Origin of the sequence: Comamonas guangdongensis, from assembly GCF_041079535.1 — a bacterium.
Lineage (GTDB): Bacteria > Pseudomonadota > Gammaproteobacteria > Burkholderiales > Burkholderiaceae_C > Comamonas > Comamonas guangdongensis.
Map to the genome: position 1 here is coordinate 21,153 of NZ_JBFYGN010000010.1, position 26,524 is coordinate 47,676.

The window sequence follows — 26,524 nt, forward strand, 5'->3', positions numbered from 1 at the left end:
GGGCGGGCCGGCGGCTTTCAATGCCCCGGATCTTCGGGCAGGCGATTGCCGCAATGCGGGCAATAGCAGAACCGCTGGCGTTTCTCCGCCAAGGCTTTTTCCTGCTGCTCGCGGAGGAGCTTGAGCACGATGTCCTGGGTCTGCTCCGAGGTCAGGCCCACCTGCAGGCGAATCTCCTCGATCTGCGCGCGGTCGCTGAGAAGATCGATCTCATGGCTGTGCAAAAGCTCCTGGAACTTGAGCTCGATTTCCTGCTTTCGCACCGCGAGCTCATTGGCAATACCCGTGGCCAAAATACCTGCGGGCAGGGCCGCCAGGCCCAGGCCGAGTATGGTGATGATGGCTCCCAGCGCGCGCCCCAAGGGCGTGATCGGCGTCACATCGCCATAGCCTACGGTGGTCAGCGTCACCACGGCCCACCACATCGATGCGGGAATCGAGCTATAGACTTCGGGCTGGGCCTGGTTCTCGACGATATACACCCCGGCCGCGGCCATCACGATCAGGATGCTCAGAATGAACAGAACGGCCTGGAAAGAGCCTTTTTCCCGCTCTATCACGCGCAGCAGCATCTGCAGCGAGGTGAAATAACGGGTCAGCTTGAGCAGCCGCAGCAGGCGCAGGATTCTCAGGAAGCGGAGATCGATATGCACCCAGAAATTGAGATAGGCGGGCAGTATCGCCAATAAATCGATGATGGCGCCGCCGCTGGTAATCCATTGCCAGCGCGTCTTCCACACGTTCTGCCCGGGACTGGCCTCGGCCACGCACCACAGGCGCAGCACATACTCGGCCGTGAAAATCACGATGGAGATGTTTTCGAAAATATCGAAAAGCAATTGCTGCGATTTATAGATCTCGTTGACCGACTCCAGTAGCACCGCCAGCACATTGCCGATGATCAAGGCGATCAACAGATAGTTGATGAACTTGCTCAGCCGCGTTTCGTTCTTCTCGTCATGCAGATAATCGTAGAGAAATTTTCTTGCCGAAAACCATGTCTTCATCAGCATAGTTGGATTATCTAAAGATTGATGAAAATCAAGCGCAGCGATTCCGGCTGGCCTGGGTTGTGGGCGCCATGGCGTGAATAACGGATGCTGCGGATATGTCCCATGACCGGCCTTGGCCGGAATGGCCGTATTTTCAGGCCATCAATGGCTTGCGCCGCGGCAAGCCATGGCCGCGATTTTTCCGGGCCGCCCGAAGTCCATCACATGCGCCCGGGCGCATACAGCACCGCCCTGGGTGGGCGGCACAGGCCCCAGAAGCGCAGACCCGTGAGTTCGGCCATGCGCACGCCCATGGAGGTGGGGGCCGAGATGGTGGCCAGCGCCGCAATGCCGACCTTGGCGCATTTGCGCACCAGCTCGTGGCTGCCGCGGCTGGACAGCAGCACAAAGCCCGGTTCGGCCAGGCGCCCGGTGCGTGCCAGGCGTCCGACCAGCTTGTCCAGAGCATTGTGGCGGCCCACGTCTTCGAGCACCTCGGTGATCTCGCCCTGCAGATTGGCCCAGGCCGCGGCATGGATCGCGCCCGCCTCGGCGTTCAGAACCTGGTGCTGCGGCAGCGCGCCTATGGCCTTGAGCACGGTGGCCGCATCGATGCGCTCCAGCCAGTCGTGCGCGGGCAGGGCCTCGAACGACAGATCGAGAGCCGCAAAGCTTTCCACGCCGCAGACCCCGCAGCCCGTGCGCCCCGTCATGCTGCGGCGCCGGTCCTTGAGCCGCGCAAAGCAGCGCGAGGCGATCTCCAGCTGCACCTCCAGGCCGTCCATGCCCTCGGGCAGGCCCGCAGCCGCAGCGGCCACGGGGCGGACTTCGATGCCGTAGCAGTCGGCGGCGCTGTCGATGATGCCCTCGGTCAGCGCAAAGCCCAGGGCAAAGTCCTGCGCATCGCCGGGCGAGCCCATCATCACCGCATGCGAGATGCCGTTGAAGACCAGTGCGATCGGCACTTCGGCCGCCAGCACGCGCTGCTGCGCTTGAACCGGCCCGGCGTTGTGGAATTCCACGGCATGGCTTTGCAGGGCTGCCAGGGGTACGGGTGTGGGCAGGGAACAGGCGGATTCGGTCATGGGCTGATGATAGTGATCTGGTGGTTCCAAAGATCAAGCCCGGTCAAAACTGGCGCGCGCCAAGCGAGGGGCAGCGAGCAAGGGCCTATGCCGGCCGCGCCGCCCCGCAGCGAGGCCGTCGTCCCGTTGCACGTCGCCCCTCCAGGGGGAAGCGGCGCAGCCGCTCAGGGGGTCAATCCAGCAGCGCCATGCCCTTGATCTGCGCAAACACCTGCATGCCGGGACGCAGCTGCAGGACCCGCGCCGAATGCTGTGTGATGCGCGCCAGCAGCCGGGTGCTGCCGGTCTGCAGCGAGACCATGGCCTGGCCCGGTCCGTCCTCGCGCAGGTCCAGCACCTGCACGGGCAGTATGTTGAGAATGCTGCTGCCTTCGGGCCTGGTCAGGCTCAGGCTGACGTCGCGCGCCTGCACGCGCAGCTGCACCGGGCTGCCCGCAGCGCGCGCATGGGCCATGACCAGCTGCAGCCGGCCGCCGTCGAAGACCAGGGTGCTCAAATGGTCGGCCGCATCGTGGGACTGCACACTCGCCTGGACCATGCTGGAGGCCAGATCGCCCTGGGCCAGTGGCAGATCGAGGCTGGACAGCAGCTCGGTCACCGGTCCCTGGGCCACGACCTGGCCCGCGCGCAGCAGCACCATGTGCTGTGCCAGGCGCGCCACCTCGTCCATGGAGTGGCTGACGTAGATGACCGGAATCTGCAGCTGGCGCTGCAGCTGCTCGAGATAGGGCAGGACCTCGGCCTTGCGCTGGGCATCGAGCGCGGCCAGGGGCTCGTCCATCAGCAGCACCTCGGGGCTGGTGGCCAGTGCGCGCGCCATGGCCACGCGCTGGCGCTCGCCGCCCGAGAGCGTGGCCGGCATGCGGTCCAGCAGATGGCCTATGCCCAGCAGATCCACGGCGCGCTGCTGCGAGACCTTGCGGCGCTCCACGGGCGTGCGCCTGAGGCCGTAATCGATATTGCGCTGCACCGACAGATGGGGGAACAGGCTGGCTTCCTGAAACACATAGCCGAGTGCGCGCCGATGCGTGGGCAGCCATTGTTTGCGGGCGTCATCCTGCCATACCGTCTGGTTGACCGTGACGCGGCCCTGGGCGCGCTCCAGGCCCGCCAGGCTGCGCAGACAGCTGGTCTTGCCGCAGCCCGAGGGGCCGAACAGCGCGGTGACGCCCTGGCCCGGCAGTTGCAGGTCCACGTCCAGCGCAAAGTCGGCGCGGACCAGCTTGAGGCGGGCCTCGATAAAGGAAGGGATGCCGGTGTTCATGGGCGGCGATCTCCCTTGGGTTGCAGCCAGTTGAGCGTCAGCAGCACGAGGAAGGAAAACGCCACCATGCCCGCGGCCAGCAGATGGGCGTGGCCGTATTCCATGGCTTCCACATGGTCGTAGATCTGCACCGAGACCACGCGGGTGACGCCGGGAATGTTGCCGCCCAGCATCAGCACCACGCCGAACTCGCCCACGGTGTGCGCGAAGGTCAGCACGGCGGCGGTGATGAAGCCGGGCCGGGCCAGGGGCACGGCCACGGTCAGAAAGCGGTCCAGCGGCCTCGCGCCCAGGCTGGCCGCGACCTCCATGGGGCGCGGGCCCAGAGCCTCGAAGGCGCGCTGCAGCGGCTGCACGGTAAATGGCGTGGAGTAGATCAGCGAGCCTATGACCAGGCCCGCAAAGGTGAAAGGCAGATTGCCCAGGCCCAGCGACTGGGTCAGCTGGCCTATGGGGCCGTTGGGGCCCATGGTGACCAGCAGATAGAAGCCGATCACCGTGGGCGGCAGCACCAGCGGCAGCGCGACCACGGCGCCTATCGGCACGGCCCAGCGCGAGCGCGTGTGGGCCAGCCACCAGGCCAGCGGCGTACACAGCAGCATGAGCAGCACGGTCGTCACGCTCGCGAGCTTGAGCGTGAGCCAGATGGCGGCGTAGTCTTCGGCGGTCAGAGGCATGGAGTCAAAAAAAGCCCTTGGAGGCCTCAGCTTAGCCGAGAGGCACCAAGGGCAGAGCGGATTGGTGATCTGCTGGGTTTAGAGCCGGAGTGGCTCAAACCCAGAGCGTGCAAGCGTCAGAAGCTATAGCCGTAGGAGCGGATGATCTCGTGGGCCTTGGCGCCGCGCAGGTATTTCATGAGGGCGATGGCGGCCTCATTGTCCTTGGCGCTGTTGAGCACGATGGCATCCTGGCGGATGGGCTCGTGCATATTGCCGGGCACCTGCCAGGCCGAGCCCTCGCGGATCTTGCCGTTCTCCATCACCTGGGACAGTGCCACAAAGCCCAGCTGGGCATTGCCCGTGGCCGCAAACTGATAGGTTTGGGCAATGTTCTCGCCCCACACGGCCTTGGGCTGGACCTGGGCCGTCAGCCCCAGCTTGCCCAGCACTTCCATGGCCGCCGTGCCATAGGGGGCGAGCTTGGGGTTGGCGATGGCGATGTGCTTGTAGTCGCCGCTCTTGAGCACCTCGCCCTTGTCGTCCACATAGCCGGGCTTGGGGCTCCACAGCACCAGCGTGCCTATCGCATAGGTGAAGCGCGAATCGGCGACTCCCTTGCCCTCCTTGGCGATCTTCTCGGGCGTGGTGTCGTCGGCGGCCAGCAGAATGCCGAACGGCGCGCCGTTGGCGATCTGGGCGTAGAACTTGCCCGTGGCGCCGAAGGACAGCTCGGCCTTGTGGCCCGTGTCCTTTTCGAACTCGGCGGCGATCTTCTTCATCGGGGCCGTGAAATTGGCGGCCACGGCGACCGAGACCTCGGCAGCCTGCGCCTGGGCAGACCACAGGCCCAGCACGGCCGTGCCGATCACGGCTGCGGAGCGCGCCAGCTGAAAGGAAAAACGCGGGGAACGGGCTGCCATCTGATTCATTGCGGTTTCGCTATTCATATGTGGAATAACGAGTGTAACTGGTTTGAAAGAACCGGGGGAGCCAGGAAAATCCAAGGCAGGGCATGATGGCGGCCTATGCCAGACACAGATAATTTCGAACAAGAACAATTTGAGATGCCCGCGCCGGAGGCCGCGGCGGGCACGGCTCTTTCGTCCGACTCCATGTCCCAGGCTCTGGGCTATGACATGGCCGACCGCCGCATCGCCATTCTGCGCGGCATCGCCCAAAGCGGCTCCATTTCCCAGGCCGCACGCGATGTGGGCGTGAGCTACAAGGCGGCCTGGCAGGCCGTCGATACCCTGACCAATCTGGCCGGCCAGCCGCTGGTCGAACGCAGCGTGGGCGGCGCCGGCGGCGGCGGCGCCCAGATCACTGCGGCCGGTCGGGAGCTGCTGCTGGCGGCCGAGGCCATGGCGCGCCTGCGCTCCGAGCTGCTGGAGCGCCTGCAGTCCGGCGCGGCCCGGCCCAATCTGGGCCTGCTGACCAGCATGCGCAACCAGTGGCCCTGCACGGTGCTCAAGGTCGAATCCATGGGCGCGCAAATTCGCGTCTGGCTGCGCGCCGCCGCAGAGGCCGGGGCCGACTGGACGATTGCTGCGCGCATCACGCCCGAGAGCTACGAGCTGCTGGGCCTGGCCCCGGGGGCGCAGGTGCTGGCGCTGTGCAAGGCCACGGCCGTCAAGGTCTGGCTGGGGCAGGAGCGGCCCGGCCAGGAGAGGCCCGAGGGCGGCGCCCAAGCCATCAATCTCTGGCCTGCCGCGGTGCAGCGCGCCACCTATGGGGCAGCCACGGTCTCCGAGGACAGCACGGCCTCCGATGAGGTCGTCTGCCGCCTGAACTGGGGAGCGCAGATGGTGGGCTTTGCGCCGGCTATGAGCGGCCTGGCGGCCGAGGATCGGGTCTGGCTGGAAGTGGCCGAGTCCGCCGTGGTGGTGGCCGTCGCCTCGCATTAAAAAAAGACCGCCGGTCTTTGCAGACTTGGCGGTCCAAAGGGAGTTGTCGGTATACCGGGCTCCCAAGTTGAATCGAATCCGGCGGTCTCAGTCGACCTTGAGGCCTATCTCCTTGATCAGCGGCGCAAAGCGCGAGCGCTCCTTGGCGTGGTGCTCCACGAACTCCTGGCGGCTCATGCGCGGCTCGGGCGTGGCGCCCAGGCCCTGTATCACCTCGACCACGTTTTTCTGCTCCAGCGCCTTGAGCACGCTGGCGCGCACGGCTTCCACCACGGGGGCCGGCGTGCCCGCCGGGGCGTAGACGCCGAACAGCGTGTCGGCATCGAAGCCGGGCAGGCCGCTTTCGGCCAGCGTCGGCACCTTGGGGTAGAGCGGCGAGCGCTGCGGGCTGCCGATGGCCAGCAGCTTGAGCTTGCCGGCTTCGACCTGCTTGAGGCCCGGACCCGGATCGAACCAGTACTGCAGCTGGCCGCTGAGCACATCGGTCAGCGCCGGGCCGGCTCCCTTGTAGGGCACGTGAATCGCATCGACCTTGGCCGCGCGCTTGAACATCTCGCCGGCCAGATGGGGTGAGCTGCCGGGGCCGGGCGAGCCATAGGACAGCTTGCCCGGGTTGGCCTGCAGATACTTCACGAAGTCCTGCACATTGGCGACGGGCAGGCCGGGCGAGGTTTCCAGGAACACATGCACGCGCGCCACGGCGGCCACGGGGATCAAGTCCTTTTCGGGGTTGAACGGCAGCTTGCTGTAGATCAGCGGATTGATGCTGATGCCGCCGCCCGAGCTCAGCAGCAGCGTATAGCCGTCCTTGGGCGCACGCACGGTTTCACCGATGCCGATATTGCCGTTGGCGCCGGGCTTGTTGTCCACCACCACGGACTGGCCCAGGGCCTGGCTCATGGCGGGCGAAATCGCCCGGCCCATGACGTCGGCCGCGCCGCCTGGCGCGAAGTTGACGATCAGGCGGATGGGGCGGTCCGGCCATTTGTCGCTGGCCAAGGCCGGCGCGGCCAGCGTGCTGCCCAGCAGCGCCACCAGGCCCAGGCGGTGCCAGCGGTTGACGGCATTGATGGTTGCCATGAATTTGTCTCCTTGTTTGGTAATGAGTTTTGAGAATGGCATGTCCCGTCAGCGGGACATCGAGCAAGGGCCGCCCCGCAGCGATGATGTCGTGCCCCTCCGGGGGAAGGCGCGCAGCGCCTCAGGGGGTTACTCCACCTCCACTTCCACCACGATGGGGCGGGGGTGGGCTATGGCGTCCCTGAGCACCTGCTCCAGCTGCGCCGCGTCTGCCACATGTCGGCCGTCGCAGCCATGGCCCTTGGCCAGCGCCACAAAGTCGATATCGGGCAGCTCCGTGCCTTCCACCTTCTCACCCTCGCGGTAGCCGAAGACCTTGGAGAAATCCTGCAAGGCTGCATAGCGGCGGTTCTTGAGAATCACGAAGGTGATGGGCAGGCGCAGATTGGCGGCACTCCACAGCGCCTGGATCGCATACATAGCCGAACCGTCGCCGATCACGGCGATCACTTTCTTCTCGGGCTTGGCCAGGGCCACGCCCACGGCGGCCGGCATGCTGTGGCCCAGGCCGCCGCTGCACATGGTGAAGAAGGTCTCGCTGTGCAGGATGGGCAGATAGGTCTGGATCGTGGGGCGCGAGCTTGGCGCTTCCTCCACGATGATGCTGTGCGGGTCGCGCAGGCCGGCCAGCGTATGCATGGCAAACGCCACCGACATGCGCTCGCCGGCCGCGGGGCCGGCGGGAACCGGTGGCGCGGGCTTGCGTGCCGGGGCCGCGCGCTGCGCGAGCTGCGGTCGGGCCAGCAGCTCCTCCAGGCCCAGGCGGATATTGCCCACGGCCGCCGTGCCCACGGGGGCCCAGGCCGCGATTGCCGGGTCCTCGATCAGCTGGAACAGCTCGGAGCCCGCGGGAATGAATGGCCCCGCACCTTCCACGTGGTAGGTGAAGGCCGCGGCGCCCAGCGCAAAGATCTTGTCGTGGCCGCCCAGCAGCTCCACGATGCGCTCGCGCATGGCGGGCAGGAAGCCGGCGAACAGCGGGTGGTCCTCGGGGAAGCTGCAGCGTCCGCTCATGGGGGCGACATAGACACGGGCCTGGTGGCGCTCGGCCAGGGCCACGACGGCATCCCAGGCCTGGCCTCGGTCCACGGCAGCGCCCACGACAAAGGCCGGGGACTTGGCCGCATCCAGTGCATCGCCCAGGGTGGCCAGTATCTGCGGGTTGGCGCGGGTTTCAAAGCCGATGTGGCGCAGCGTGAGGGGCTCGCAGGGCTGGTCCCAGTCGTCGGCGGGCACGGAGACAAACACCGGGCCGCGCGGCTCCTGCATGGCGATGTAGTAGGCGCGGGCCAGGGCCTGGGGCACGTCCTCGGCGCGCGCGGGCTCGCAGCTCCACTTCACATAGGGCTTGGGCAGCTCGGCGGCCTGGTTGGAGTGCAGGAACGGGTCGAACTGCAGCAGCGAGCGCGCCTGCTGGCCCGCCGTGATGACCATGGGCGTGCGGTTCTTGAAGGCCGTGAAGATATTGGCCATGGCATGGCCGACGCCGGCCGCCGAGTGCAGGTTCACAAAGCTCGCATTGCGCGTGGCCTGGGCATAACCGTCGGCCATGCCCACGACCACGGCTTCCTGCAGGCCCAGCTCGTACGAGAAGTCTTCGGGGTAGTCGCGAAACAGCGGCAGCTCGGTCGAGCCGGGGTTGCCGAAGATGCGGGTCATGCCCAGTGCGCGCAGCATGTCGATCACGGCATGGCGCACGGTATAGATGTGTTGGGGGGTGGCGGTTTGGGGTGTGACTGGCACGGCGATATTCCTTGGAGATGCGGCTCGTCACAGGTCCGAGCGATTCGAGGGCTATCTTGCATGGCCGCATAATTTCCAGCAATTGAATAAATCATCTAAGAGATATTCGTTTTATGGATATATCTGGCCTGGATCTCAATCTTTTGCGCGTCTTCGACGCCGTGTTCCGCCACGGCAGCGTCAGCCGCGCGGCGCAGGAGCTGAGCCTGTCCCAGCCCGCGGCCAGCCAGGCGCTGACGCGGCTGCGCCAGCTGTTGGGCGATCCGCTGTTCGAGCGCATGCATGGCGGTGTGCGACCCACGCCGCGCGCCGAGCGCCTGGCCCAGGCCGTGCGCACGGCCATGGCGACGCTGGAAGTGGCGCTGGCCGAAGCGCATGCGTTCGAGCCACTGGAGGCACGCAAGCGCTTCCGGCTGCACCTCAGCGATATCGGCGAGGCCCGCTTTCTGCCACCGCTGATGCAGGCGCTGCGCCAGCGCGCTCCGCATGTGCTGCTCGAGACTCTGCCCATGCCCATGGCGGAGATCGCCGACGCGCTGGACCGCGGCTCGCTGGACATGGCCATAGGCTTTCTGCCGGGCGTGACCGGCACGCAGCAGCAGGTGCTGCTGTCGGACCACTATGCGCTGCTGCTGCGCAAAGGCCATCCTCTGCTGCGGGGCAGCCATGCTCCGCGCATGAATCTCAAGAGCCTCAAGTCGCTGGAATACGTGGCCGTGCGTTCGCATTCGGAAACACTGAGGATTCTTCAGACCCTGGACCTGGAGTCGCGCGTGCGCCTGTCGGCCGCGCATTTCATGGCCGTGCCCTCCATCGTGCGGCAGACCGATCTGGCCGTCGTCATGCCTGCGGAGATCGCGGCCAGGTTCCAGAGCGAGGGCGACTATGTGGTGGTCGATGCGGCCCTGCCCGAGAGCCATTTCGATGTGTCGCTGCACTGGAGCTGGCGTTTTGCGCGCGAGCCGGCCAATCAATGGATGCGGCAGCTGGTGCAGGAGGTGTTCCAGCAGCAGTGAGACATGCCCCCATGCTCCCCGCTGCCCTCAAAAGAGTCCAGACCGGTCGTTGCGCCTTGCATCTGGAACGGCTGGCCGACGCAGACCTCGCGATCCTCGCAGTCCGCGCCACAGAGGTGAGGGCTAATCGAGGTTGAGCGACTGCCCCAGCCTTTGTCCGTAAGCGACGACCGCCTTGCCGGCAGGCGCGCGCACCACCTCATAGGCGGCGAGCGCCGAGTTCATGTCGCCATGCCGGGTGAGCGCGTCACGCAGCGCGAATGCATCTGCGGCGGCCTTGGCGACGCCCATGGCCGTATGCGGACGCGCCACGAAAGCCGCGTCGCCCATGAGCGCGATCCGGCCATTGACCATGCGCGGTGCGGCATAGTCGAAGATGGCGTGAAGAAAAGGCCGGGGCTCGGCCAGCAGTGCCTGTGCGAAGGCGGGCGGCAGCAGCGTTTGCGCATTGGCGCGCAAGTCCGCCACGACCTCCGGCCGCACGCGGCCCGGTGCGAGGGAATGCTCCTGGCGCCGACCGTCGATGTCGGTGAGCAGGTCGCCCAGGGCTTGCGCGTCATAACGGCGATACCAGACCCAGTTGTAGCGGCGCTTACCCTCGGTCGTCGCACCGTCAGGCCCGGCGACGAGATAGCCCAGCATGTGCGAGCCCTGGGTATCGTAGAAGGCAAAGCGCCCAAAAAGCGTCTCCGCAGCCTTCTTCGGCACCTGCATCTCGGGCACCAGGCCGCGCCAGGTCGCATAGCCGACGTAGGCCGGATGGGATTCCGGCCCGGCGACGGCGCCGCGCACCATGGAGCCGATACCGTCGGCACCGATGACGAGATCGGCACGCTCCGCGCCGCCATCCACGAAATGCACGGTGGCGCCGGCCGCGTCCTGCGTGACCGCGGTGATCCTGCGTCCGCCGACGTAGCGCTCATGCGGCAGGAGCTTGCGGAAGCTGCGAAACAGCATGTCCCAGGACAGTTGCATCTGCGGCGTCTGCTGGCGCTGGATGATCCGGCCCTCGTGATCGAGGAAGACGCGCTCATCCGCGGTGACGCCGATGCGGGCGAGATGATCGAAGCCGGCCTCGCGCAGCATCGCGAAGACCTCGTGTTGTGCGACCAGACCGGCACCGCGCCCTTCGAGGCCGTGGGTCGAGCGCTCGTAAACGGTGACGTCGAAACCGGCGCGGTGGAGCAGCGTAGCGGCGAACAATCCGCCGAGCGAGCCGCCGACGATGAGGATGCGCGAGCGTGTCATGGCGATTCCCTGAAAAGATTTGACGAGAGCGTGGGCCGCGCTCAACTTGCGCGCCGGCGCGTGGCCCGGAGCTGAAGGGCGGTGGCGATGACGGAGAAGCCGATGCCCAGTGCGCTGACGGCCAGCCATCCGCCGCCGCTCCAGGCCAGCATGGAGGTGGCCGAGCCCAGCGCGCCGCCGAGGAACATGGCTCCCATCAGCACCGTGTTGAGACGGGCGCGGGCAGCGGGACGCAGCGCGAAGACGATGTGCTGGTTCGAGACCAGCGCACCCTGCATGCCGAGGTCCAGCAGGACGACGCCGACGATCAGGCCGATCAGCGAGCCCCACAGGCCCAGCACGATCCACGAGGCGAGGGTCACGACCGCGCCGAGCACTACGGCGCCCGCCGCTCCGCGCTTGTCGGCGAAGCGCCCGGCGAGCGGGGCCGCGAGGATGCCGACCGTGCCGAGCAGGCCGAAGAGACCCGCAATGTCCGCTCCCATGCCGAAGGCCGGTTGTTGCAGGCGGAACGCGAGCACGGTCCAGAAGACCGAGAAGGCCGCGAACAAAGCCGCCTGCGTCAGTGCGGCAAGGCGCAGCGCCGGAAACTCGAGCCAGAGCTGGCCGATGGAGCGCAGCAGGTGGCGATAGCTCATCTTCTCGTCCGCCGCGCTGCGCGGCAGCAGCGCCGCCATCAGCCCCGCGGCAGCCAGTGCGATCGGAACGGCAAGCCAGAACATCTCCCGCCATCCGGCATGAGCGGCGACAAAGCCGGCGAGCGTGCGGCTCAGCAGGATGCCCGTGAGCAGGCCCGCCATGACCGTGCCGACAGTCGCCCCGCGCCGCTCAGCAGCGGCCAGATGCGCGGCGAAGGGCACGATCTGCTGCGCGACGGTAGCCAGCAGGCCGATGACCAGCGAGGCCAGCAGCAGGGACGCAGAACTGGGCGCCACGGCCGCAACGCCGAGCGCCACCGCCAGCAGAAGGAATTGCGCCACGATCAGCCGGCGGCGTTCGACGAGATCGCCGAGCGGGACCAGCAGGAACAGGCCCAGCGCATAGCCGAGCTGGGTCGCGGTCGGGATAGCGCCGGACAGGCTGCCCGGCAGGTCCTGTTGGATGACCGCCAACATGGGCTGGCTGTAGTAGATGTTCGCGACCGCTATCCCGGCCGCCCCCGCCATCGCGAAGGTCGAGCCAAGGCCGAGGCCGGTCTTGGAATGTGTGTTGCTAACGACCGCGTGCTGTGCCGACATGAGCCATCTCCTGGGCCTCCGCGTTGGAGTGGGAGGCCAAATGTTTGCGATGGCCAGAAGATACGGTTTGCACGGAAAAAGATATAGTCGTGAAAAATGATATGTGACTATATCGATATTGGTTATTATGGATTTTGACGCCCTGACTCTGCTGATCGAGACGACGGCTGCTGGGAGCCTGGCGGAGGCGGCGCGCCGGCTGAGGGTATCGCCGATGAAGGCGACGCGGCTGATCTCCGCGCTGGAGGGCGAACTGGGCGTGCGCCTGCTGCACCGCACGACCCGGGCGCTTTCGCTGACGGAGGATGGTCTGGCCTTTCTGCCCCACGCCAAGAACTTGCTCGAAGAGCGGGCTGCGGCATTGGCGAGCGTGCAAGGCGGCGGGGCGCAGCCTGCGGGTCTGCTGCGGGTCAGCGCCTCGCTGGCGTTCGGCCGGCAGGTGGTCGCGCCGCTGATCGTCGACTTCATGCGGACCTGGCCGGCCGTGCAGGTCGACCTGAAGCTGAGCGATACGGTGATCGACATCGTGGCCGAGGGCATCGACCTCGCCATCCGCATCGCCGAGCTGCGTGACAGCGACCTGATCGCACGGCGCATCGCCGACAACCCGCGCCTTCTGGTGGCATCCCCCGCCTATGTCGAACAGCGCGGAGCGCCGGTGTCGCTGCCGGATCTCGAGCGCCACGAATGTCTGGCCAGCAGCGCCATGGCGAACTGGTCCTTCAGCACGGCGCAGGGAAGCCGCGCGATGAAGGTGGGAGGGCGCTTCACGGCCAATTCGATCGATGCGATCCACGAGGCCTGCTGCGGCGGCCTCGGGATCGCTTGTCTGTCCCGCTGGGATGTGGCGGCCGATCTCGCGAACGGTGCGCTGCGCGAGATCGTGCTGGACGATGCCGCGCCCGAACCGCTCGCCATCTGGGCCGTCTATGCCAGCCGTCACATGGTGCCGGCGAAGGTCCGCTTCTTCATCGATGCGCTGGCCGAGCGGCTGGCACCGGATGCGTCTACGGGAGTGGGCTGAGCTCGGCCGTGGGCGCAACTTCGCGGGTGTATTCCACAAAGCGCTCCGCCAGCGGGGTCAGGGTGCGGTTCTTGAGTGTGACAATGCGCCACCGGCGCGGAGGCGAGGCGGCAGCAGCTTCGGCGCATGTGCCGCCGGACCGCAGGCTGGCTCGAAAGAGCGGGTCAGTCTGGCAGTCGCAGTACCGGATTGAACACCACCTCCCAAAGGTGGCCGTCGGGGTCTGCAAAATAGCCGGCGTAGCCACCCCAGAACGTTGGCTGTGAGGGCTTGATCAGCTTTGCTCCAGCCTGGACTGCTGCCGCCATGACTTTGTCGACTTCGGCCTCCGACCCCACGGCGTGTCCGATCGAGAGTTCGGTAGGGCTAGGAGCGGACTGTTGCACACCCGCGTCCCACGCAAGATCCGAGCGCGCGTACAAGGCCAGGATGAGGCCCGGCTGGAGATGGAAGAAGACAACTTTGCCGTGCTCAAATTCGGTGCCGACAACACCCTCCGTCACCCAACCCAAACCGTCGCGATAGAACACCAGCGCGCGATTCAGGTCGTCCACTCCCAAGGTCAGTACGCTGATACGTGGCTGCATCGATCGCTCCTAAAGTTCGTGTGCGGTGGTGGCGCGCGAAACGTTGGACATCACGATGAACAATATCAGCAATACCGGGTGGCATGGATCGCAGCCCTGCACGGAGGATTGTGGTGCAGTTCATCGGTAGGACTGCCTGAAAGCGATGCGGGTCCGCAGCTTGGTCCACTCACCTTGCTCCGCTGCCAGCCGCGCGGCGAACAGTTCGGTGCTGGAGTCATGGTGGAATGAAAAAACGCCCGGGCCGGATGGCGCGGGCGTTGGAGAAATCCGGAGCGCAAGCGGTGCCGCTTCCCGGGCTCTTACTGCAGTTCCTTGCCCTTGAGCTCGGGGATCAGGAAAGCCGTGGCCAGCATGTCCAGCACATAGATGGCGGCCAGCAGCGCGATGGCGACCTGGAAGGAGTAGTTCATGGCCAGCGCGCCGACCACCACGGGGCCGAAGCCGCCGACGGCGCGGCCGATGTTGAACAGCACGTTCTGCGCGGTGGCGCGGGCTTCCGTGGGATAGGCCTCGCTCATCACGGCGCCATAGCCGCCCATCATGCCGTTGACGAACAAGCCCATGAGCGCGCCGACCCAGAGCATGGCCGTGGCGTCGCTGAGCTGCGAATAGGCCAGCACCGAAATCACCGAACCGGCCTGGAAGAGCAGGAAGGTGGGCTTGCGGCCCATGCGGTCGGCCAGTTGGCCGAACACCCAGATGCCTATGGACATGCCGATGATGGTCGCGGCCGTCCACATCGAAGACTTGGTGAGGCTGAAGCCCAGTTGCTTGGACAGAAAGCTGGGCATCCAGATCATGATGCCGTAATAGCCGAAGTTCTGCACCGAGGTCAGCACGATCACGCCGAGGCTGACCTTGGTCGTGGCCTTGTCCTTCATCAGCAGCTTCAGGCAGTGCAGCGCCGAGGGGCGCTGGGTCTTGCTCTTGGCCACAAACACCTCGGGCTCGTGCAGCTGGTGGCGGATCACCCAGGCCACGATGGCGGGGATCACGCCGACCAGGAACATGCCGCGCCAGCCTATCAGGGGCAGCAGCAACGGCGTCAGCAGCGCCGCGCCCAGCACGCCCAGCTGCCAGCCCAGCGCCACATAGGAGGAGACTCGCGCGCGGTGGCGCGCGGGCCAGGCTTCGGCCGCCAGCGCCATGCCGATGCCGAATTCACCGCCCAGGCCTATGCCGGCAATCGTGCGGTAGATCAGCAGGTCCCAGTAGCCCTGGGCAAAAGCGCAGAGGCCCGTGAATACCGCGAACAGCACAATGGTCCAGGTCAGCACGCGGATGCGGCCATACTTGTCGCTGAGCATGCCGAAGACGATGCCGCCGAAGACGGCGCCGATCAGCGTCCAGGTCACGAGCGAGCCCGCCTGGCCCGGCGTGAGGCCCAGGTCCTTGGAGATGGCCGAGAGCATGAATCCCAGGATCAGCAGGTCGAAGCCGTCCATGGCATAGCCGACGGCCGAGCCCATCAGGGCTTTCCAGCTGTAGCCGTTGACTTCGGTGGGGGCGCGGGGCGCGGCTGAGCCAGCCACGGCGCTGGTGGTTTGGGTGGTCACGGGAGAGTCCTTGAGCGAAGACGAACTTTTAGTGCCTGCGGGTTTGCTTTTGCAGAAAAAAGCAGACCCTCGCTGGGCGCAAGACCAGCGCGCGGGCACGCAGCGTGCGTGCAGCATCCTTGAGGTGCAACGGGCACGAAAAAGTCCTTGAAGGGGAGGTTTGAGCGGCTGGAGCATGGCGGCGCGGTCTGCGCTGATTTCTGCAGTGCAGAAAGGGCAGTGCAGAAAGGGCAGTGCGGCGCAATGTCGCCTCTGTAAAAAGCGAAAAGCCCCAAGTGCGTGAGCGCTTGGGGCTTGTATTTGGTGGTCGTAGCGGGACTCGAACCTGCGACATCAGCATTATGAATGCTGCGCTCTAACCAACTGAGCTATACGACCGACAGTCCGCAATTCTAGAGGCAAAAAAGTGGTCCGGCGGCCAAGTAGGGAATTTTTTTGCCGACCCCGGCGGACGGGCAAGAAAAAACCGCAGTGCTCTGGTGAACACTGCGGTTTTCTGTTTGGTGGTCGTAGAGGGACTTGAACCTTCGACATCAGCATTATGAATGCTGCGCTCTAACCAACTGAGCTATACGACCGAAGAGAGCTATTATAAGCAAAAAACCGGAGGCGTGGCAAATGCCGGCAATTTCCCGCGCCGCGGCCGGCGTGCATTCCTTGGTGCATGTCAAAGATCGGCAGTGTTCCCGCGCCGCCCTAGGACTAGTTCCGTTGACATGCTAAGTAATTTTCCCAATAGTTCACGCTTTCTGTTGAGTTGCTTATGAGCCTGAATCCAATGAAGCGAGTCGTGAGCGTGTCAGAGAGTCGGTCTGTTCTTCCCTCGTCCCCGCAACGCCGCAGCCTGCTGGCCGCGGCCGGCCTGTCCATGCTGGGCGCGCCCTGGGTGGCGCGTTCCCAGTCTTCCACCCTGCGCATCGGCGCCACGATTGCGGACACGGGCGTGGAGCGCTTCAACGGCCAGGGCCTGCTGTATGGCGCCAAGGCCTATTTCGATGCGCTCAATCGCGCGGGCGGCATCCATGGCCGCCAGATCGAGCTGCTCAAGGCCGATGACGAGTTCAACGCCGGCAAGGCCAAGGACAATGCGCTGAAGTTCGCGGCGGACGCCAGCGTGCTGGCGCTGATCCACCCGCAGGGCACGCGCCAGACCGCGGAGATCATGAAGGCGGTGCGGGACCTGCCCATCGTCGGCCCCAATACCGGCGCCACGGCGCTGCACAAGAGCGGCGCGAAGAACGTGTTCTGGGTGCGCACCAACTATGACCAGGAGGTGGAGCGCCTGGTCAAGCTGGCCGACAACCTGGGCCTCAAGCGCTTTGGCCTGGTCTATCCCAACGATCCCTTCGGCCAGTCGGTGCTGGAGTCCTTCCAGGCCGCGCTGGCGCGGCGCAAGATCGAGGCCGTGGGCATCGCCAGCACGCCGGGTACGGCCAGCCTGGAAGTCGATGCCGCGGCCAGGCAATTGGCCAAGCTGCCCGTGCAGGTGCTGATCATGAGCCTGGCGGGCACGACGCCGGCCTTCTACCAGGCCTACCGCGCCGCGGGCGGCGTCTCCATGTGCTATGGCCTCTCGGTCAGCGGCACGGCCGCCAATCTGGCGCAACTGGCCAAGGGCAATGACCGGCCCTTCTTCTCGGTGATCGTGCCCTCGCCCAATGCGCAGAAGTTCGAGATCGTGCGCCAGTATCGGCGCGACATGAAGGCCGCGGGCTTCGAGAGCGAGTCCCTGGTGAGCCTGGAAGGCTATGTGGACGCCTATGTGCTGGCAGAAGGCCTGCGCCGCGCCGGCCCCAGGGTGGATCGCGACAGCCTGCTGGCAGGGCTGGAGAGCCTGTCCAATTTCGACATCGGCGGCGTGCGCCTGAACTTCGACAAACATGTGCGCGAAGGCAACAGCTATACCGATACGGTGACGATAGACGCCAGCGGGCGCTTGATCAGCTAGGCCTTCGGGGCTGGAACAAAAAAGCGCCACTCGAAGTGGCGCTTTTTCATGGAGGGCGAAGTTCTTACTGGTGCGTGAAGTTGGCAGGGCGCTTGTTCACAAACGCATCCATGCCTTCCTTCTGGTCCTGCGTGGCGAACAGCGCATGGAACAGGCGGCGCTCGAACATCACGCCGTCGGACAGGCCGCTTTCAAACGCGCGGTTGACCGATTCCTTGGCCGCCATCACGGCCAGCTGCGAGAAGCCGCTGATGATGATGGCCGCGCCCAGGGACTCGTCCATCAGCTTGTCGTAGGGCACGATGCGGCTGACCAGGCCCGCGCGCTCGGCCTCCTGGGCATCCATCATGCGGGCGGTCAGCGCCATGTCCATGGCCTTGGCCTTGCCCACGGCGCGCGGCAGACGCTGGGTGCCGCCGGCGCCGGGGATCACGCCCAGCTTGATTTCGGGCTGGCCGAACTTGGCATTGTCGGCCGCGATGATGAAGTCGCACATCATGGCCAGCTCGCAGCCGCCGCCCAGCGCAAAGCCGCTGACGGCCGCGATCACGGGCTTGCGGATGCTGCGTACGGTTTCCCAGTTGCGCGTGATGTAGTCGCCGCCATAGGCGTCGGCAAAGCTGTACTTGGCCATGGCACCGATATCGGCACCGGCGGCAAACGCACGTTCGCTGCCGGTGATGATCATGCAGCCGATGCTTTTGTCGGCATCGAACTTCCTGAGCGCATCGCCGAGCTCGTTCATGAGCTGGTCGTTCAGGGCGTTGAGCTGCTTGGGGCGATTCAAGGTGATGACGCCGACCTTGTCCGCTTCCACGCGGACTTCAATGGTTTCGTAAGCCAAGTGTGTCTCCTGCTGCTGATGAAATGCTGCAAGAATAACCGCTGAGGCCGGCGCCCGGCTGTCCGAGGTCGAGGCCCGGCCGCAGCCCCGGAAAGGCCGGGTTTATGCGGCGGCCCCGGCGAGCCAGCGCTCCGCAGCGGCCTTGTCGCTGATTTCCAGGCCCAGGTTGTCTATGGGGCTGGCCGTATTTGCATCCTCGCTGGCGGGTTTGGCAAGCGCTGCGCCCAGCTCCAGCGGCAGCTCGAGCAGCTGGCGGTCACGCGCCACCCAGGCCGTGGCGCTATCGGCGCCGCCGGCATAGAGAGGCAGATCGTCGAGCTTGGTGATGCGCCAGCGCTGGCCGCCGCTCTCTATGGCCAGCCATTCGTCGCCGGCCATCATGCCGGCCTGCTCGGCCAGGCCGCCGCGCAGCACGGTCTTGATCTGCACGCTGTGATTCTCCTGCACCCGCAGGCCCAGCTTCTGCGCGAGCTGTGCGGGCTCGACCTTGGCCGTGATGCCGTGCTTGGCCAGCAGCTCGCGCAGCGGCAGATCCCCGGTGGAGTGCACCCAGGCCTGCAGCTGCTCGGCCAGCGGCGCGCCGCCCAGCTGGCCGACCATGGCCAGCACATCGGCCTCGGCGATGGGGCCGCCCTGGGTCTGCTGCCACAGTCCGCGCATCACATCGTCGAGGCTGGACCGGCCGCCGGCGCGCAAGGCCAGGTCCAGGCACAGAGCGACCAGCGAGCCCTTGGTGTAGTAGCTCACCGTATGGTTGGCCGTGTTCTCGTCCTGGCGGTAGTACTTGACCCAGGCGTCAAAGCTGGCCTCGGCCACGGACTGCACCTGGCGGCCCGGGGTCTGCAGCACCTGGTTGATGGTGCGGGTGATGAGCTTGAGGTACTGGGCGTTGTCTATGAGGCCCGCGCGGCGCAGGAACAGGTCGTCGTAGTAGCTGGTAAAACCCTCGAAGAACCACAGCAGCCCGGTGTAGTTCTCCTGCTCGTAGTCGTAGCGCGCAAACTCGGCCGGGCGCAGGCGCTTGACGTTCCAGGTGTGGAAATACTCGTGGCTGATCAGCCCCAGCAGCGTGGTGTAGCCTTCGCCGGCCTTGATCTCACCCTTGCGCGGCAGGTCGCGGCGGCCGCAGATCAGCGCCGTGCTGTTGCGGTGCTCGAGCCCGCCGTAGTTGTCGTCCACCGCGTTCAGCATGAAGACATAGCGTCCCATGGGCGGCCGGCTGCCGTCGGCATGCCAGAAGGCGATCTCGGCCTCGCAGATCTTCTGCGTGTCGGCCAGCAGGCGCTCGCCGTCGAAGCTCGGCGCCGCACCCGCCACCACGAACTCATGCGGCACGCCGCCCGCCGTGAAACTGCCGCGCCAGAAGCGGCCCATTTCCACGGGGCAGTCCACCAGCTCGTCGTAGTTGGTGGCGGTATAGAGGCCGAAGCCCTGGGCATCGGTCTTGGCGGCCGTCAGTCCGGTGGCAATCTGCCAGTCCTGGGTCGCGGGGCTGCTCAGCAGCTCCAGCGCATGGGGCGCTTCCTCGCGGCCGTGCACGCGCAGGCAGAGGCTGGTGCCGTTGAAAAAGCCGCGGCGGCGGTCCAGCCAGGCCGTGCGCACCGAGCTGTCGTAAGCGCAAACCTGATAGCTGATAACGCAAGCTGTATCAGCGTTACAGCCGATTTTCCATTGATTCTTGCTGAGCTGCTGCACGGCGATGGAGCGGCCGTTCTGGCTGGCGCTCAGGCCTTGCAGATTCTTGGCGAACTCGCGCACCAGATAGCTGCCCGGAATCCATACCGGCAGCGACAGCAGCTGCTGCGCCGCCGGCTTGGCGATATGCAGGCTGACATCGAACAGATGGGCATCCACCGCGCTGGCCTGCACGGTGTAGCGAATGCCGGAAGAGTTGAGAACAGACGTCATGGCAGCTCCAAAAATGCGGGCCGGAGCATGCGGACCTGCCGCAGCGCGGCCAGACCCGGGAGATCAAACGCGCGCTGCTCCGGCAATGGAAGAGGTTTTACTTGGCGGCAGCCAGGTGCTTCTCGACCTCGGCGGCCGAGATGGCGCCGGGTACGCGCACATTGTTGGCGAACACCACGGTGGGCGTGCCGGTGATCTTGTATTTGCGGCCGAAAGCCAGGTTGCGCTGGATGGCGGCCGGGTCGCACTGGGCGGCGGGCGCGGACTTGCTGTTGAGCATCTGGTCCTGCCAGGCCTTGGCCTGGTCCTTGGCGCACCAGATATTGCGCGACTTCTCGGCCGAGTCGGGGCTGAGGATAGGGTAGAGGAAGAGGTAGATGGTGACGTTGTCCACGCTCTGCAGGTCTTTTTCGAAGCGCTTGCAGTAGCCGCAGTTCGGGTCCTCGAAGATGGCCATCTTGCGCTCGCCCTTGCCGTGCACGATGGTGATGGCGTCCTTGAGCGGCAGCTGCTTGAAATCCACCGCCGTGAGCTGGGTCATGCGGTCCTCGGTCAGGTTGCGCCTGGCCTTGGTGTCGATCAGCTCGCCCTGGATCAGGTAGTTGCCCTTGGCATCGGTGTAGAAGATGTCCGTGCCCACGCGCACCTCGTACAGGCCCGTCATGGGGGTGGAGCGCACCTCGTCGATTTTCTCGAGCTGGGGAATGCGCTCGGTCAGCGTCTTCTTGAGGTTGGCATCCTGGGCATGCACGCTCAGGCCGGTGGTCAGGCTGGCGGCGGCCAGCAGGCAGGCAACAAATTTCATGGGTGAGCTTGAGGGCCGCGCCGGGCGCGGCTTGTTGTGGGTAGGGATGGCTGCCATCGGGGCGGGCCGGACGGCAGGGCTGAGGATTGGAGCGCCGCAGACCCCAAGGGTTCCGCAGAGGCGCAAATCCGTGCTCAAAGCAGGCCCATGGCCTGCTTGGCCATCCAGGACTTGAGCGGGCCGCTGCGCTCGAAGCCCTTCATGCCCCAGTTGCGCAGCATCTGCAGCGACACCTCGGGGCGGGCAAACAGCTGCTGCAGCCCGTCCATGGCCAGACCCATGGGCGCCAGGGCGGCCTTGCGCTCGCGCTCGTACTGGCGCAGCAGCTTGAGGTCCGCAGGGCTGCGCCAGTAGTCGCGCTCCTGCAGAATGCGGGCCAGGGCCTGCACGTCGCCCAGGCCCAGGTTCAGTCCCTGGCCCGCGAGCGGGTGCACATTGTGGGCGGCGTCGCCGGCCAGCACCCAGCTTTGCGCGCTCCCGGACAGGTTCCTGGGCAACTGCGGGCCGCACCAGCGGTCGGCCGCGGCCTGCTGCAGCGGCCAGGAGGCACGTTCGGCCACCAGCTCCAGGCGGCCCAGCGCATCCTGGCTGATGGCCTGCAGCCGCGTGGTGAATCTGTCTTCCTCGCAATCCAGCCATTCGGGCACCAGCGATTGCTCCAGCGACCAGACCACGGCCACCTCCCGCCCGTCCGGGCCGCCCATGGGCAAGAAGGCCAGAATGCCTTCGGGCGTGAACCACTGGCGCGCCATGCCGCCATGGGGCAGCTCGCACTGCAGGCGCGTGGCAATCGCGTGCTGGGGGTAGGGGGTGACGGAGAAATGCACGCCGAACTCGGAGCGCGTGCTGCTGGCCCGGCCCTCGCAGACGGCGGTGAGCGCGGCTTCCACGGGTTCGGCGACGATCTCCACCTGCGGTTGATAGCGCACGGCCTCGGCCAGGCGCTGCTCGAGAGCGGGCACGTCGACAATCCAGGCCAGAGCCTCCACGTCCTGGGAAGCCGCGTCAAACTGCACCTGGCCGTCCAGATCGCCGAACACCTGCATGCCGGTCACGGGCGTGGCGTCCTGCTCGTCGGGCCAGCAGCGCAGCGATTGCAGCACGGCCCGGGAGCTGGCATTGAGCGCGTAGGCGCGCACGTCCTTGCGCGTCGGCCTGGTCTGGGCGGGCGCCACCAGCGCCACGCGCAGACGCTCGCGCGCCAGCAAAAGGGCCAAGGTCCGGCCCACAATGCCGGCTCCACGTATACATACATCAAAGGTTTGCGCCATGTCCGGCATTGTAGGAGGCCGGGGCCGGGCCTGTGCTCATGGCGGGAACCGGAAACTGCCGCGGGCTGAATCGGCATCAACTATGTTGTTGATAGCTGGATGTGCTGATCGCTGATGGGCTGGCGGGCAAAATAAGGCCTGACCCTGCCCAGAGGAAACTTCATGAACGACACCGCCTACGATGTGCAAGGCCAAATTGCCGAGCTCTGGATCTATCCCGTCAAGTCCTGCGCGGGCATTGCCGTGCGGCAGGCCAGGCTCTCGCGCCATGGCCTGCAATGGGACCGGCACTGGATGGTGGTGGATGCCGCCGGCGATTTCCTGACCCAGCGCAGTCATCCGCGCATGGCGCTGATCCGGCCCGAGCTCACGGACCGGCATCTGCTGCTGCATTTTCCGGGACTGGACAGCCTGGAGATCCCGCTGCAGGCGCAGGGCGCCCTATGCCCGGCCCGCATCTGGAAGGACAGGGTTCAGGCCTGGGATCTGGGCGCATGGGCCGAGCCGGCGCGCCAGTGGCTGAGCCAGGCGCTGGAGACCGACTGCCGCCTGGTGCGCTTTGATCCGGATCGGCCGCGCCAGGCCAGCGAGCGCTGGGCGGCCGGGGATGAGGCGCCCGTGCACTTTGCCGATGGCTACCCGCTGCTGGTGCTTAGCCAGTCGGCCGTGGCCGAGCTCAATCGGCGCCTGGCACTGTCGGGCGCGGCGGCCGTGGATGCGCGGCGCTTTCGGCCCAATATCGTGATTGCCGGGCTGGAAGCCCATGACGAGGACCGCGTGGAGCGGCTCGAGCTGCTGGATCTGCCGGGCCTGAGCCTGCGCCCCTGCAAGCCCTGCACGCGCTGCCCGATCCCCGACGTCGATCCCGACACGGCCGTGCCCGGCAGCGCCGTGGGCCGCGAGATCCGCGGCTACCGCCAGGATGCGCGCGTGGATGGCGCCATCACCTTCGGCATGAATGCCGTGGTGCTGGGCCTGCCCGAGGCCGCCGATGCCGAGGCCCTGCTGCAGTGCGGCCAGCGTCTGGGCGGCAATCTGAGCTTTGACTGAGCCGCGGCGCCGGCAATCTGCCGCGCGGGAGCAGAGATTTGCCGATCATTACAATCGACATGTTTTCAGTGGCCCGAACTCCGTCCAAACGCAGAGCTTCCGGGCCAGCTCTTCAAAAGAACCGGATTCGCGTCAATGCGGATCGGGCACTTCCGCCACCCGGGTGTGGTGCTCGATAGTGCATTGATATTTAAGGAAATTCCATGAGCCTCAAATGCGGCATCGTGGGCCTGCCCAATGTGGGCAAGTCCACTCTTTTCAACGCGCTGACCAAGGCCGGCATTGCCGCCGAGAACTACCCCTTCTGCACCATCGAGCCCAATACCGGTGTGGTGGAAGTGCCCGATCCGCGTCTGGACCAGCTGGCCCAGATCATCAGCCCCGAGCGCATCGTGCCGGCGATCGTGGAATTCGTGGACATCGCGGGCCTGGTGGCCGGCGCCTCCAAGGGCGAAGGCCTGGGCAACCAGTTCCTGGCCCATATCCGCGAGACCGACGCCATCGTCAACGTGGTGCGCTGCTTCGAAGACCCCAACGTGATCCACGTGGCCGGCAAGGTGGACCCGATTGCCGACATCGAGGTCATCCAGACCGAGCTGTGCCTGGCCGACATGGCCACGGTGGAAAAGGCGCTGAACCGCTACAGCAAGGCCGCCAAGTCGGGCAATGACAAGGAAGCCGCCAAGCTGGTGTCGCTGCTGACCCCGATCCAGGCCGCGCTCAACGAAGGCAAGCCCGCGCGCACCATTCCCGTGTCCAAGGAAGACGCGCCCCTGCTCAAGCAGTTCTGCCTGATCACGGCCAAGCCCGCCATGTTCGTGGGCAATGTGGCCGAGGACGGCTTCGAGAACAATCCGCTGCTGGACCGCCTCAAGGAATACGCGGCCGCCCAGGGCGCGCCCGTGGTGGCCATCTGCGCCAAGATCGAAGCCGAAATGGCCGAGATGAGCGATGAGGACCGCGACATGTTCCTGGAGGAAATGGGCCTCGAGGAGCCCGGCCTGAACCGCCTGATCCGCGCGGGCTTCAGCCTGCTGGGCCTGCAGACCTATTTCACGGCCGGCGTGAAGGAAGTGCGCGCCTGGACCATCAAGGTGGGCGACACCGCGCCCCAGGCCGCCGGCGTGATCCATGGCGACTTCGAGCGCGGCTTCATCCGTGCCCAGACGATTGCCTTCGACGACTTCATCGCCTTCAAGGGCGAGCAGGGTGCCAAGGACGCCGGCAAGATGCGCGCCGAAGGCAAGGAATACGTGGTCAAGGACGGCGATGTGCTGAACTTCCTGTTCAACGTCTGATTTCCTGCAGGCGCAAGCCTGCGCGGATAGCAAAAGGGCCTTGCGCATGCAAGGCCCTTTTTATTGGTCGCAGCTCAGCGGGCCGCGATCATGAAGCCGTCAAAGAAGGCCGCGAGCTCGGCATATGCGTTCAGCGGCAGCACCTGGGCAACATACTGGTCGGGGCGCACCACGACCAGGGCACCGGCGGCCTTGTCGATACCGCGCAGCGCGAAGATGTCGCTGCCGCTCTTGTAGTCGGGCGCGAACACTTTTTCCATGTCGTGCAGCCGGTACTTGCCGCGCTGGGGGCGCAGGATGCCGGGCAGCTTTTCGAGCGCAATGCCGTCGTAGCGGTCCTGGAAAATGGCGCGCAGATCGAACACCGAGTCCTGATCCTGGCCGGCGGGCGTGTACTTGAGCACCGGCGACAGCGGAGACTCGGCCAGGAAGCGGCACAGTCCCAGCACGCCGCCCTGCTCATCCTGCAGGTCATTGGCGCCCGCGAAAGCATAGAGGCGCCAGCGGCCGTCGGCCTGGGCCACATGACCCAGATGCATGGGCCTGGCGTCGCAGACGCGCAGCACGGGGGCCGAATGCATGCGCATGCCCACGGGGTAGCCGGCAGCCAACTGCTGGTGGGTGGCCTCGCCGCTGATCAGCGAAGGCTTGTACCGGGTGCCCAGGCCCGCGGTGAAGCGGCCATGCTGCTCGAAATACTGCTGGAACACCTTGGGGTCCACGCCGCCGCGGTCGCTGAACATGGTGGCCCATTCGCGGTCGAAGTCGATCAGCTCCTGTGCCACGACCTGGCGCTCGGCGGAATAGCTGTGCAGCAGCTCGGGCTTGCAGGCCTGGCGCAGCACGGAAACCAGCTTCCAGCCGAGGTTGAAAGTGTCCTGCATGGAGAAGTTCATGCCCTGGCCGGCCTTGGGGCTGTGCGTGTGGCAGGCATCGCCGGCGATGAAGACGCGAGGGTGTTCATCGAGGCTGTCCGCGTTGTCGTACTTGTGGCAGATGCGCTGGCCGATCTCGTAGACGGACCACCAGGCGACCTCCTTGACGTCCAGGGTGTAGGGGTGCAGCACCTGCTGTGCGGCCTCGATCAGCTGTTCGACGGAGATGCCGCGCTGGGCCACGCGCTCGTCGCTGCCGAGCTTGTCCATCTCCACATACAGGCGGGTCAGGTAGCCGCCTTCGCGCGGGATGATGAGGATATTGCCCTTGTCCGACTGGATGGCGACCTTGTGGCGGATATCGGGGAAGTCGGTGACGGCCAGCACGTCCATCACGCCCCAGGCATGGTTGGCCGAGTCGCCCACGAGCTGGCGGCCCATGGACTTGCGCACGCCGCTGCGCGCGCCGTCGCAGCCCACCACATAGCGGGCCTTCACGGTTTCCACATGGCCCGCGAACCTGGGGTCCGTGCGCTCCAGCGTGACCGTCACCGGATAGTCCGGCGCGTTCTCGTCCACGCTCAGGTCCAGCAGGCGGCGCGAGTAATGGGGCTCGAGGCGGCTGGGGGAGTTGCGCATGCTCTCCAGATAGAAGTCGTGCACGCGGGCCTGGTTCAGCACCACATGCGGGAATTCGGACAGGCCGTCCTCCGTGTCCTGCACGCGGCCATGGCGCGTGATGCGGTCGCGGTTGGCTTCGTCGGGCTTCCAGAAGGTGACCTCGTTGATCCAGCAGGCCTCCTTGAGCACCTTCTCGCTGAAGCCGAAGGCATCGAACATCTCCATGGTGCGGCAGGCGATGCCGTCGGCCTGGCCCAGCTGCAAGGGGCCGTCCTTTTGCTCCACGATGGCGGTGCGGATGTCGGGGAACTGCGCCAGCTGGGCGGCCAGGGTCAGGCCGGCGGGTCCGCAGCCCACGATCAGCACGTCGACATGGCTGGGGACGGCATTGGCGTATGCGCTGGCTGCCTGCACATGGGGGTCCCCGGCGCGAAAGCCTTGATGGTGGAATTGCATAATATGTCCGATCTCTTATCGTCAGTTGACAAATAATCAGTGAACGTAT

22 protein-coding genes and 2 tRNA genes are annotated in these 26,524 nt (G+C 66.0%); 6 read left to right on the forward strand and 18 right to left on the reverse strand.

Annotated features, from left to right (window positions below):
- Positions 1 to 17: 17 nt before the first annotated feature.
- From AB6724_RS10705 to modA, 5 genes are all read right to left on the reverse strand, one after another.
- Positions 18 to 1,013, reverse strand: a complete 996-nt coding sequence (locus tag AB6724_RS10705; RefSeq protein WP_369338511.1) for an ion transporter — start codon at positions 1,011 to 1,013, stop codon at positions 18 to 20.
- A 200-nt stretch (positions 1,014 to 1,213) separates the two neighbouring features.
- A complete protein-coding gene (gene fdhD / locus AB6724_RS10710; RefSeq protein WP_369338512.1) occupies positions 1,214 to 2,077 on the reverse strand; it encodes a formate dehydrogenase accessory sulfurtransferase FdhD in 864 nt (287 codons plus the stop codon).
- Between the two features lie 172 nt (positions 2,078 to 2,249).
- On the reverse strand, positions 2,250 to 3,341 hold the full coding sequence (modC, locus tag AB6724_RS10715; RefSeq protein ID WP_369338513.1) for a molybdenum ABC transporter ATP-binding protein: 1,092 nt from the start codon (positions 3,339 to 3,341) through the stop codon (positions 2,250 to 2,252).
- Positions 3,338 to 4,018 (reverse strand): molybdate ABC transporter permease subunit, encoded by a 681-nt coding sequence (modB, locus tag AB6724_RS10720; RefSeq protein ID WP_369338514.1) that lies wholly within the window; start codon positions 4,016 to 4,018, stop codon positions 3,338 to 3,340. Before modB ends, modC begins: the two co-directional genes overlap by 4 nt.
- 116 nt (positions 4,019 to 4,134) lie before the next feature.
- On the reverse strand, positions 4,135 to 4,929 hold the full coding sequence (gene modA / locus AB6724_RS10725; RefSeq protein ID WP_369338515.1) for a molybdate ABC transporter substrate-binding protein: 795 nt from the start codon (positions 4,927 to 4,929) through the stop codon (positions 4,135 to 4,137).
- Positions 4,930 to 5,025: 96 nt separating this feature from the next.
- Between modA and AB6724_RS10730 the strand changes: the two genes are divergently transcribed.
- The gene (locus AB6724_RS10730; RefSeq protein ID WP_439329855.1) at positions 5,026 to 5,904 is read left to right on the forward strand and encodes a TOBE domain-containing protein; all 879 of its coding nucleotides are present in this window, start codon (positions 5,026 to 5,028) and stop codon (positions 5,902 to 5,904) included.
- 87 nt (positions 5,905 to 5,991) lie between these two features.
- Here the strand turns inward: AB6724_RS10730 and AB6724_RS10735 are convergent, their stop codons facing one another.
- Together AB6724_RS10735 and mdlC are read right to left on the reverse strand one after the other, a co-directional pair.
- Positions 5,992 to 6,984 carry a Bug family tripartite tricarboxylate transporter substrate binding protein gene (locus AB6724_RS10735; protein WP_369338517.1) on the reverse strand — a complete coding sequence of 331 codons (993 nt, stop codon included), beginning with the start codon at positions 6,982 to 6,984 and terminating at the stop codon, positions 5,992 to 5,994.
- Between the two features lie 129 nt (positions 6,985 to 7,113).
- Complete coding sequence (mdlC, locus tag AB6724_RS10740) at positions 7,114 to 8,661, reverse strand: benzoylformate decarboxylase (RefSeq protein WP_439329859.1); 1,548 nt, start codon at positions 8,659 to 8,661, stop codon at positions 7,114 to 7,116.
- 179 nt (positions 8,662 to 8,840) lie between these two features.
- Between mdlC and AB6724_RS10745 the strand changes: the two genes are divergently transcribed.
- Entirely contained in the window at positions 8,841 to 9,743 is a 903-nt protein-coding gene (locus AB6724_RS10745) for a LysR family transcriptional regulator (protein ID WP_369338519.1), read from the forward strand.
- 123 nt (positions 9,744 to 9,866) lie between these two features.
- Here the strand turns inward: AB6724_RS10745 and AB6724_RS10750 are convergent, their stop codons facing one another.
- Together AB6724_RS10750 and AB6724_RS10755 are read right to left on the reverse strand one after the other, a co-directional pair.
- Positions 9,867 to 10,991 carry an FAD binding domain-containing protein gene (locus AB6724_RS10750; protein WP_369338520.1) on the reverse strand — a complete coding sequence of 375 codons (1,125 nt, stop codon included), beginning with the start codon at positions 10,989 to 10,991 and terminating at the stop codon, positions 9,867 to 9,869.
- Between the two features lie 41 nt (positions 10,992 to 11,032).
- Entirely contained in the window at positions 11,033 to 12,229 is a 1,197-nt protein-coding gene (locus tag AB6724_RS10755) for an MFS transporter (protein WP_369338521.1), read from the reverse strand.
- Between the two features lie 127 nt (positions 12,230 to 12,356).
- Here AB6724_RS10755 and AB6724_RS10760 point away from each other — a divergent pair, with 127 nt between their 5' ends.
- Positions 12,357 to 13,253: a LysR family transcriptional regulator gene (locus tag AB6724_RS10760; protein ID WP_369338522.1), complete on the forward strand. Its 897-nt coding sequence runs from the start codon at positions 12,357 to 12,359 to the stop codon at positions 13,251 to 13,253.
- 164 nt (positions 13,254 to 13,417) lie between these two features.
- On the opposite strand, the gene AB6724_RS10765 is transcribed toward AB6724_RS10760, so the two are convergent.
- The 4 genes from AB6724_RS10765 to AB6724_RS10780 all read right to left on the reverse strand — a co-directional run bounded on the left by AB6724_RS10765 (position 13,418) and on the right by AB6724_RS10780 (position 15,977).
- On the reverse strand, positions 13,418 to 13,840 hold the full coding sequence (locus AB6724_RS10765; protein WP_369338523.1) for a VOC family protein: 423 nt from the start codon (positions 13,838 to 13,840) through the stop codon (positions 13,418 to 13,420).
- Between the two features lie 302 nt (positions 13,841 to 14,142).
- Complete coding sequence (locus AB6724_RS10770) at positions 14,143 to 15,312, reverse strand: MFS transporter (RefSeq protein WP_369338614.1); 1,170 nt, start codon at positions 15,310 to 15,312, stop codon at positions 14,143 to 14,145.
- Between the two features lie 388 nt (positions 15,313 to 15,700).
- Positions 15,701 to 15,777 (reverse strand) — tRNA-Met (locus AB6724_RS10775).
- A gap of 123 nt (positions 15,778 to 15,900) precedes the next feature.
- Positions 15,901 to 15,977 (reverse strand) — tRNA-Met (locus tag AB6724_RS10780).
- Between the two features lie 218 nt (positions 15,978 to 16,195).
- On the opposite strand from AB6724_RS10780, the gene AB6724_RS10785 reads away from it, so the two are divergent.
- A complete protein-coding gene (locus AB6724_RS10785; RefSeq protein WP_369338524.1) occupies positions 16,196 to 17,347 on the forward strand; it encodes an ABC transporter substrate-binding protein in 1,152 nt (383 codons plus the stop codon).
- 64 nt (positions 17,348 to 17,411) lie between these two features.
- Here AB6724_RS10785 and AB6724_RS10790 read toward each other — a convergent pair whose 3' ends face one another.
- The 4 genes from AB6724_RS10790 to AB6724_RS10805 form a co-directional block, all read right to left on the reverse strand.
- Entirely contained in the window at positions 17,412 to 18,191 is a 780-nt protein-coding gene (locus tag AB6724_RS10790) for an enoyl-CoA hydratase (protein WP_369338525.1), read from the reverse strand.
- A gap of 102 nt (positions 18,192 to 18,293) precedes the next feature.
- Positions 18,294 to 20,099, reverse strand: a complete 1,806-nt coding sequence (locus AB6724_RS10795; protein WP_369338526.1) for a M61 family metallopeptidase — start codon at positions 20,097 to 20,099, stop codon at positions 18,294 to 18,296.
- A 97-nt stretch (positions 20,100 to 20,196) separates the two neighbouring features.
- A complete protein-coding gene (locus AB6724_RS10800; RefSeq protein WP_369338527.1) occupies positions 20,197 to 20,904 on the reverse strand; it encodes a DsbC family protein in 708 nt (235 codons plus the stop codon).
- Positions 20,905 to 21,038: 134 nt separating this feature from the next.
- On the reverse strand, positions 21,039 to 22,175 hold the full coding sequence (locus tag AB6724_RS10805; protein ID WP_369338528.1) for an FAD-dependent monooxygenase: 1,137 nt from the start codon (positions 22,173 to 22,175) through the stop codon (positions 21,039 to 21,041).
- A gap of 162 nt (positions 22,176 to 22,337) precedes the next feature.
- Between AB6724_RS10805 and AB6724_RS10810 the strand changes: the two genes are divergently transcribed.
- Both AB6724_RS10810 and ychF read left to right on the forward strand, forming a co-directional pair.
- The gene (locus AB6724_RS10810; protein WP_369338529.1) at positions 22,338 to 23,225 is read left to right on the forward strand and encodes an MOSC domain-containing protein; all 888 of its coding nucleotides are present in this window, start codon (positions 22,338 to 22,340) and stop codon (positions 23,223 to 23,225) included.
- A gap of 203 nt (positions 23,226 to 23,428) precedes the next feature.
- Entirely contained in the window at positions 23,429 to 24,523 is a 1,095-nt protein-coding gene (gene ychF / locus AB6724_RS10815) for a redox-regulated ATPase YchF (RefSeq protein ID WP_369338530.1), read from the forward strand.
- Between the two features lie 74 nt (positions 24,524 to 24,597).
- On the opposite strand, the gene AB6724_RS10820 is transcribed toward ychF, so the two are convergent.
- Positions 24,598 to 26,475 (reverse strand): FAD-binding monooxygenase, encoded by a 1,878-nt coding sequence (locus tag AB6724_RS10820; protein ID WP_369338531.1) that lies wholly within the window; start codon positions 26,473 to 26,475, stop codon positions 24,598 to 24,600.
- Positions 26,476 to 26,524 lie beyond the last annotated feature (49 nt).

Bases quoted from the DNA above. Each gene is read 5' to 3' on its own strand.
- AB6724_RS10705 (WP_369338511.1), bottom strand. From the start codon at position 1,013: ATGCTGATGAAGACATGGTTTTCGGCAAGAAAATTTCTCTACGATTAT.
- fdhD (WP_369338512.1), bottom strand. From the start codon at position 2,077: ATGACCGAATCCGCCTGTTCCCTGCCCACACCCGTACCCCTGGCAGCC.
- modC (WP_369338513.1), bottom strand. From the start codon at position 3,341: ATGAACACCGGCATCCCTTCCTTTATCGAGGCCCGCCTCAAGCTGGTC.
- modB (WP_369338514.1), bottom strand. From the start codon at position 4,018: ATGCCTCTGACCGCCGAAGACTACGCCGCCATCTGGCTCACGCTCAAG.
- modA (WP_369338515.1), bottom strand. From the start codon at position 4,929: ATGAATCAGATGGCAGCCCGTTCCCCGCGTTTTTCCTTTCAGCTGGCG.
- AB6724_RS10730 (WP_439329855.1), top strand. From the start codon at position 5,026: ATGCCAGACACAGATAATTTCGAACAAGAACAATTTGAGATGCCCGCG.
- AB6724_RS10735 (WP_369338517.1), bottom strand. From the start codon at position 6,984: ATGGCAACCATCAATGCCGTCAACCGCTGGCACCGCCTGGGCCTGGTG.
- mdlC (WP_439329859.1), bottom strand. From the start codon at position 8,661: ATGCTGCGCGCACTGGGCATGACCCGCATCTTCGGCAACCCCGGCTCG.
- AB6724_RS10745 (WP_369338519.1), top strand. From the start codon at position 8,841: ATGGATATATCTGGCCTGGATCTCAATCTTTTGCGCGTCTTCGACGCC.
- AB6724_RS10750 (WP_369338520.1), bottom strand. From the start codon at position 10,991: ATGACACGCTCGCGCATCCTCATCGTCGGCGGCTCGCTCGGCGGATTG.
- AB6724_RS10755 (WP_369338521.1), bottom strand. From the start codon at position 12,229: ATGTCGGCACAGCACGCGGTCGTTAGCAACACACATTCCAAGACCGGC.
- AB6724_RS10760 (WP_369338522.1), top strand. From the start codon at position 12,357: ATGGATTTTGACGCCCTGACTCTGCTGATCGAGACGACGGCTGCTGGG.
- AB6724_RS10765 (WP_369338523.1), bottom strand. From the start codon at position 13,840: ATGCAGCCACGTATCAGCGTACTGACCTTGGGAGTGGACGACCTGAAT.
- AB6724_RS10770 (WP_369338614.1), bottom strand. From the start codon at position 15,312: ATGGGCTCGGCCGTCGGCTATGCCATGGACGGCTTCGACCTGCTGATC.
- AB6724_RS10795 (WP_369338526.1), bottom strand. From the start codon at position 20,099: ATGACGTCTGTTCTCAACTCTTCCGGCATTCGCTACACCGTGCAGGCC.
- AB6724_RS10800 (WP_369338527.1), bottom strand. From the start codon at position 20,904: ATGAAATTTGTTGCCTGCCTGCTGGCCGCCGCCAGCCTGACCACCGGC.
- AB6724_RS10805 (WP_369338528.1), bottom strand. From the start codon at position 22,175: ATGGCGCAAACCTTTGATGTATGTATACGTGGAGCCGGCATTGTGGGC.
- AB6724_RS10810 (WP_369338529.1), top strand. From the start codon at position 22,338: ATGAACGACACCGCCTACGATGTGCAAGGCCAAATTGCCGAGCTCTGG.
- ychF (WP_369338530.1), top strand. From the start codon at position 23,429: ATGAGCCTCAAATGCGGCATCGTGGGCCTGCCCAATGTGGGCAAGTCC.
- AB6724_RS10820 (WP_369338531.1), bottom strand. From the start codon at position 26,475: ATGCAATTCCACCATCAAGGCTTTCGCGCCGGGGACCCCCATGTGCAG.